Source organism: Streptomyces sp. NPDC057253, from assembly GCF_042669125.1.
Lineage (GTDB): Bacteria > Actinomycetota > Actinomycetes > Streptomycetales > Streptomycetaceae > Streptomyces.
Genome location: NZ_JBHUXV010000242.1, coordinates 1 through 7,220 on the forward strand (window position 1 = coordinate 1; position 7,220 = coordinate 7,220).

Consider the following 7,220-nt stretch of genomic DNA (forward strand, 5'->3'; position numbering starts at 1 on the left):
TGGAGGGCGGCCATACCAAGGATCTGACGTCTAGTCAGCTGACGCTGTATCAGTTTTGCTGCCATGCGCGCAGCATCGGCGGATTATCGGGCTCCGGCTATAGCAACGTCTTCAACTTTTCCGCCAACAAGTCCCAGCGCCACTTCTCCTCGACCCACTCCCGCCCCCGCTCCCCCATGCGCCTCCGCAGTTCCGCATCACCGAGCAGGACGGTGATCCGTTCGGCCGCCTCCTCGACCGACCCGCCCCGCACGACCCAGCCGGTCTCGCCGTCGAGGACGGCGTCGGGGGCCCCGCCCGAGTCCCCGGCGACGACCGGCAGCCCGGTCGCGGAGGCCTCCAGGTAGACGATCCCGAGCCCCTCGACGTCCAGCCCGCCCCGCCTGGTCCGGCACGGCATCGCGAAGACGTCCCCGGCGCCGTAGTGCGCGGGCAGCTCGGCCCAGGGCACGGCCCCGGTGAAGCGCACGGAGGCGGCGACGCCGGTCTCCTGTGCGAGTCTGCGCAGTTCCTTCTCGTACGGACCGCCCCCGACGATCAGCAGCACCGCGTCGGGCTCCTCGGCCAGAATCCGCGGCATGGCGAGGATGAGGGTGTCCTGCCCCTTGCGCGGCACCAGGCGCGAGACGCACACCACCACCGGCCGGTCCGTGAGCCCCAGCCGCGCCCGCACGGCGTCCCCGCCGGACCCGGGATGGAAGGTCTTCTCGTCGACCCCCGGCGGCAGCTGCACCATCCGCCCGGCCGCCGCCGGGGACAGCGCGCCGGCGATCCGCGACCGCGTGTACTCCCCGAGGTAGGTGATCGTGTCCGTGGACTCCCCGATGCGGCCCAGCAGCTGCCGCGCGGCGGGCAGTTGGGCCCACCCCGCCTCATGCCCGTGGGTCGTCGCCACCAGCCGCTCCGCCCCGGCCCTCCGGAGCGCCGGCGCCATCAGCCCGAGCGGCGCGGCCGCCCCGAACCACACCGACGTACAGCCGTGCTCCCGCAGCAGCCCGACGGCCTTCCGGGTCGCCCCGGGCGTCGGCAGCAGCATGGTCGTGGCATCCCGTACGACGGTGAAGGGCTGCTCGGCGTCGAAGGCCGCGGTGGCCTCGGTGCCCTCCCGGCCGCGCTTCCAGGTGGAGGCGTACACGACCAGCCGCTCGGGGTCGAGCCGCAGCGCCATGTTGTGCAGGAACGCCTGGATGCCACCGGGCCGGGGCGGGAAGTCGTTCGTCACGATCAGGGTCTTGTGCATCGCCGCCGACCCTACCGAACCGGCTGCTCACAGCCGGGCACGGCCGCGTTTATGGCACCCTCACAGGAGAGCGGGACATCATGTTCTCCTCAAGACCGGAAATGAACGGCAGGGGATCACGTGGAGACGACGGCCTGGCGGCGGTCCCTGACCGGACTGCTGCTGACCTGGGGCGTGACCAGGCTGTTGCTGCTGCTCTGGGTCTACAAGGTGTACGTCTTCCCCGGCCCGGACGTCACCAGTGACGTGACGGTCATCTACCAGGGCTGGTACGAGGTCCTGCGCACCGGAACGTTCCCGCAGGACGACGTGACCTGGCAGTACCCCCCGGCCGCGGCCCTCGCGATCCTCTCCCCCGCGCTGCTGCCCTTCCTGGAGTACACCCAGGCCTTCTTCCTCCTCGCCTTCGCCGCCGACCTGGCCGTCCTCGCCCTGCTGCTGTACGCGGGCCTGCGGCCCGGTCGGCGGCTGCGCGGGGCCTGGGTGTGGGTGGCGGGCGTACCCCTGCTCGGACCGACCGTCTACTCCCGCTACGACGTGATGGTGACCGCGGTGGCGGTCGCGGCCGTGCTCGCGGCGGCCCGGCATCCGAAGGTGGCGGGGGCCCTGGTGGGCTTCGGGGCCATGCTGAAGGTGTGGCCGGCGCTGATCCTGGTCGGGATCCGCAGGCGCAGCGTGTGGGCCTCGGCGGCGGTGACGGCCCTGGTGGTCGCCGGAGTGTTCGCGGTGGCCATGCCCGGGGCCTTCGCCTTCCTGACCTTCCAGCGGGAGCGCGGCACCGAGGTGGAGTCGCTGGGCTCCCTGGTCTTCCACATCGCCCGGCACCACGGCTGGGACGGCTCGGTGCTGCTCAACTACGGCTCGGTCGAGTTCCTCGGCCCGGGGGTGACCCTCGTCAGCGCGGCGGCCCTCACGCTGACCGGCATGGCCTTCGGCACGCTGCTGCTGTGGCGGCTGACGGCCACCCGGTTCCGGGCCCACACGGCGGCCGACGCGGCGCTGGTGGCGGTGCTGATGTTCACCACCACCAGCCGGGTGATCAGCCCGCAGTACATGGTGTGGCTGATCGGTCTGGCGGCGGCCTGTCTGTGCTTCCGCGCCAGCCGGATGGGCCTGCCGGCCGTGCTGGTGCTGGCCGCGTGCTTCGTGACGGTCCTGGAGTTCCCGATCTGGTTCGCGGACGTGGTGGCCAGCACCCCGCGCGGCATCGTCCTCCTGGTCGTGCGCAACGGCCTGCTGGTCCTCGCCACGGTCATCGGCATGCGCGAGCTGTGGCGCGAGACGGTCCCGGAGCGACCCGTCCCGGCCGAGACACCGGAGCAGACCGAGGCTGCGGATCAGGCCGAGACGCCGGAGCAGACCGAGACCCCGTACCGGGCCGAGGCCCCGGGGCAGACCGGGACCCCGGCCCAGGAGGCCCCTGCCTCCCCCTGAACACCGGCGCGCGCACGCCGTAACAACACCGGATGACCCTGCCGGATCAGCCGAACTCCGCGCGCAGGTAGTCCCGCCACTCGCCGGTGAAGTCCGCCAGGTCGGTGTCGAGGACCTTCGCCAGGGCCTCCTCGACCGCGCCCGGCCGCTTCTCGTGCGCGCCCACGGCCCGGTAGAAGGCGTTCAGCTTCGCCTCGCCCCACCGGTTCGCGATCATCCGGCAGGCCATCCACCCGCCCTCGTAGGACCGTGCGAGCCCGCTCGCGCTGCCCGAGAAGCCGAAGTCCGCGTCGGACGGCAGGTCCCTCGGCACCCGGTGCGCGGAGACGGCCTCCGCCAGCTCGGGCGCGGCCTCGGCCGGGGTGCGCCCGGTGTCGCGGTAGCCGACCCAGTCCGCGTAGCCCTCCGACAGCCACAGCGGGGTCGCGGCGGTGGTGGCGGTGCGGGTGGCGACATGGGTGGTCTCGTGGGTCAGCACGACCTGTCTGCCCAGGATGCCGAGGAGCGCGTACGCGTCGGGGTTGACGATGATCCGGTCGGCGGGCGCGTGCGCGGGGGCGCCGGTCTCGCCGGTGGTGACGGCGGCGATCCCGCGGTACGAGGAGGCCGGCGAGCCCAGCAGGCCCGCCATGCCGTCCAGGGACGCCGGGACGAGGACGACGACGTGCCGGGACCATCCGGTGCCCCAGGCGTCCGACACGGCGGGCACCGCGCGGTCGGCCAGGTCCGCGAAGGAGTGCAGCTTCTCACCGGACTGACCGACGCCGAGGACCATGCTGTGCCGCCCCCGTACGACGGTCACCGGACCCTGGTCCCACAGCTGCTGCGGGGCCTTCTCGGCGGGCCGCTCCCGGACGACGTACCAGTGGTCGGAGGCGTCCAGGGAGAGGTCCAGGGTGCGGGCGACGGTGACGGGGGCGCTGTCGTAGCCCTCGACCTGGTAGCGGAGTTCGGCGTCGGCGGTGGCGGTGGAGCCGCCGCGGTGCACCGCCGTGACCCTGTAGGACCAGGAGGCCAGCGGGACGGCGCTGAGGTCGCTCCACCAGTCCGCCGCGCCCGTCCTGGCTATCGCCGCCCGGTCCCGGTCGAGGACGGCCGCGGCCCGCCGGTCGAGGACGCGCTGGACGTCGGTCCGGGCGGAGTCGGCGGCGGGCCTGCCACCGCACGCCACGAGGGAGGCCAGCAGCAGGCACAGCACCACGAGACCGTGCTTCGACGCCTGCCTTCGACCAGCCATGTTTCCCGATCGTACGGGGTCACCGGCCCCCGGTCAGGGGCGCGTGACCGTCGCCCCCGGCATCATCCCCACCGGGTCGTAACGCACCGGCGCGCCGGGGTAAGGGGCGTGGATGACCTGGCCGTTGCCGACGTACATGCCCACATGGCTGGCGTCGCCGCGGTAGGTGACCAGGTCACCGGGGCGGGCCTGGGAGAGCGGGACCTGGTGGCCGGCGTACCGCTGGGCCTGCGAGGTGCGCGGCAGGGCGACGCCGGCCCGGGCGTACGACCACTGCATCAGGCCCGAACAGTCGAAGCCGCTCGGCCCGTTGGCGCCCCACACGTACGGCTTGCCGAGCGCCGACTGCGCTGCGGCCACGGCGGCGGCCGCACGGCCCGAGGGCGCCACCGCACCGGAGAGGTCGGGCATCTCGGTGCGGCCGGAGCGGGAGGCCCGGTCGTAGGCGGCGCGCTCGTCGGACGGCAGGGCGTTGAGGAGTTCCCGCGCCCTGGCGAGCTTCTTCTCGACCGCGCGCTTGTGGGAGGCGACCGCCTTGCGGCTCTTCTCCAGGTCGCCGAGCGTGCGGGCCGCCTCGGCGCGTTCCTGGGCGAGTTCGCGCAGCGCCTCCTGGAGGTCCTTGAGCTCGCCCGCCTGGTGGGCGTTGATCCGGTCCAGGACCGCGGCCTTGTCGAGGTAGTCCTCCGGGTCGTCGGAGAACAGCAGCGCGAGGGACGGGTCGAGGCCGCCGGAGCGGTACTGGGCGCCGGCCAGCGAACCGAGCGCCTCCCGCATGGAGTTGACGCGCTCCTGCTGCCGGGCGATGCCGTCCTGCGCCCTGCCGATCTCCTCGCGCAGCGAGTCGGCGCGCTCGTCGGCCTTGTTGTACGCCTCGGTGGCCTGCTCGGCCTCCTCGTAGAGACGGTCCACCTCGGCCCTGGTGCCGTCGGAGGGGGCGGCGTCCGCCGGTACGGCGCCGAGCGCGGCGGCCGCCGCGGACAGCACACAGAGGGCGGCACCGGCACCCCGGTTGAACCCGGACGTCTGGACAAGGCGGCGATGGGACCCCACGGGAAGCCGCGCTCCTTCCGCTGGCGGACAGGGAAACGCGGCCGACAGTAGCCCCGGGGAGGGGGCGTCTCCAACGACCTCCGCGCCCACGGAACGTGACACCCCGCCCACGACGCAGGTCATGGGCGGGGTGTGGGGTCAGCGGGAGTTGCCGCAATTCGCCCGTTCGGGCGGTGCGGCGTCCGGTGTCAGATCCGGACGCCGAACTGGAACGGCATGTTGTTGATCGACTCGTAGCGCACGACCGTGCCGGTGCGGGGGGCGTGCAGGATCATGCCGTTGCCCGCGTAGAAGCCGACGTGGTGCAGGTCGCCGTAGAAGAGCACCAGGTCGCCGACCTTCAGGTCGGACTGGGAGTAGATGCGGGTACCGGCGTTGGCCTGGGCCTGCGAGGTGCGCGGGATGGTGACGCCGGCCTGCGCAAACGCCCAGGAGGTGAAGCCCGAGCAGTCGAAGGAGCTCGGGCCGGCGGCGCCGTAGACGTAGGGCGAGCCGATCTTGCTCTGGGCGGCCTGGAAGGCGGCCTGGGCCCGGGCGGAGGCGGAGCCGGTGTTGCCGAGGTCCACGCGCTCGCTGGCGGAGCGGCTGGCGCGGGCGTCGGCGGCGGCGAGGGCGGCGCGCTCTGCGGCCGTCAGGGAGTTGAGCAACTTCTGTGCGGAGGCCAGCTTGGCCTGAACGGCCTTCTTCTGCTTGGCCAGTTCGGCGCGGGTGCTCGCGAGGTCCTGGAGCTTCTCGGTGGCCTCGGCGCGCTGCTGGGCGAGCTCGCGCTGCTTCTCCTGGATCTTCTTCAGCGCGTCGACCTGCTGGGCGCTGAGCTGGTCGGCCGTGGAGGCCTTGTCCAGGTAGTCCTCGGGGTTCGAGGACAGGAAGAGCTGGAGAGAGGAGTCGATGGAGCCGGAGCGGTACTGCGCGGCGGCGGCGAGGCCTATGGAGTCGCGCAGTTCGTTGAGCTCCTCCTGGCCGCGGGCCACGTTGTCCTGGACCGTGGAGATCTCCTTCTGGAGCTCCTGCTGCTTCTCCTTGGCGCCGTTGAGCTTCTCGGTGGCCTGCTCGGCCTGCTCGTAGAGCGCGTCGACCTTCGCCTTGACCTCGTCCTTGCTGGGCTTCTCGCTCGGCGCCGCGTTGGCGGCGTTGGCGCTGAGGGCTACGGCGGCAGCAGCTGCGGTGGTGAGCACGGTCACGCGCACTCGGCTCTGCTGCTTGGGTCGACGGTGGGACGCCACGGAGGTGAACTCCTTCTTTTGAGTGATCACCCGCTTGGAGGTTCGAGCCCAGACCCTAGTGACCTTCCTGTGATCAGTTCAAATCCTCAGGAGCAAAATCCCGTCACGCCATGCATTCTTTACACACAACTCACGTGCAGTGATGTGGGCTTGACCCTACGTTGCGTGACGATAACGGCCAATTCGGGCGTTAAACCTCTAACTTCAAGGTTTAGGACAGCCGCTTCAGAAGCACCGCGGAAGCCACCGGCCGGGCCCCCGCCTTGGCGATGCCGTCGGCGACCTCGCGGTCGGTCGAGGCGACGATCACCGGCCGCCCTGGCGGCTCCGCGCGCACCAGCTGACGGATCAACTCGTCGGCGGTGACGCCCGGTTTGGAGAACAGCACCCGCACCCCGCGCGGCGGCGCGAGCAGCACCGGCGCGGCCAGCTCGGCCCCGTCGAAGACGCAGGTCACCTCGGCGCCGGTCTGGGCGGCGAGCTGGGAGAGCTGCCCGAGGAGCCTCAGGCGCTGCTTCTCCAGCGGCATCTGGGGATAGCCGGTCTTGGTGACGTTGTAGCCGTCGACCACCAAGTGGGCCTGGGGCAGGGCGAGAAGCTGGTCCAGGATGGCCGGGTCGTTCTCGGACAGGGCCCGCGCGGCGATGTCCTTCGGGGTCATTCGTCCCGGTTCGACCGCGTCCACGGTCTCGGCCGGCCGGACCGAGACGGGCGGCAACGCCAGTTCCCGGCGCAGCCCCTGGGCCGCGTCCAGCACGGTGTCCAGCAGCAGCCGCACCCGCATGTCCTCGACGCTGCGCCCCTCCCGGGCCGCTCTGCGCGTGGCCTCCAGAGCGGCCTCCGCCTCACCGAGACGGGCCTTCAGGCGCCGCGTCTCGCTCTCCGCGGCCGACACCTGGGCCTGCCCCTCGGCGCGTACGGCGTCCATCTCGCCCTGCACCTTGCGCAGGGCGGCCTCGCCACGCTTGACGTCGCTGTGGGCCGCGCGCAGCTTGCGGTGAAGCGATTCGGCTTCCTTCTTGGCCGATTCCAGCTC

The 7,220-nt window shown here is 72.2% G+C and carries 6 protein-coding genes; 1 reads left to right on the forward strand and 5 read right to left on the reverse strand.

The features are described from left to right. Positions 1–97 precede the first annotated feature (97 nt). Positions 98–1,240 (reverse strand): glycosyltransferase family 4 protein, encoded by a 1,143-nt coding sequence (locus tag ACFULQ_RS48050; RefSeq protein ID WP_383557879.1) that lies wholly within the window; start codon positions 1,238–1,240, stop codon positions 98–100. A 120-nt stretch (positions 1,241–1,360) separates the two neighbouring features. Here ACFULQ_RS48050 and ACFULQ_RS48055 point away from each other — a divergent pair, with 120 nt between their 5' ends. Further along, positions 1,361–2,674: a glycosyltransferase 87 family protein gene (locus ACFULQ_RS48055; protein WP_383557881.1), complete on the forward strand. Its 1,314-nt coding sequence runs from the start codon at positions 1,361–1,363 to the stop codon at positions 2,672–2,674. A gap of 46 nt (positions 2,675–2,720) precedes the next feature. On the opposite strand, the gene ACFULQ_RS48060 is transcribed toward ACFULQ_RS48055, so the two are convergent. The 4 genes from ACFULQ_RS48060 to ACFULQ_RS48075 form a co-directional block, all read right to left on the reverse strand. Continuing rightward, positions 2,721–3,911, reverse strand: a complete 1,191-nt coding sequence (locus ACFULQ_RS48060; RefSeq protein WP_383557884.1) for a hypothetical protein — start codon at positions 3,909–3,911, stop codon at positions 2,721–2,723. A 33-nt stretch (positions 3,912–3,944) separates the two neighbouring features. Then, positions 3,945–4,961, reverse strand: coding sequence for an NlpC/P60 family protein (locus ACFULQ_RS48065; RefSeq protein WP_383557886.1), 1,017 nt, complete (start codon positions 4,959–4,961; stop codon positions 3,945–3,947). 188 nt (positions 4,962–5,149) lie between these two features. Next, positions 5,150–6,184, reverse strand: a complete 1,035-nt coding sequence (locus ACFULQ_RS48070; protein ID WP_383557888.1) for an NlpC/P60 family protein — start codon at positions 6,182–6,184, stop codon at positions 5,150–5,152. Positions 6,185–6,395: 211 nt separating this feature from the next. Beyond that, on the reverse strand, positions 6,396–7,220 hold an 825-nt coding region (locus ACFULQ_RS48075; protein ID WP_383557891.1), incomplete at its 5' end, for an NYN domain-containing protein.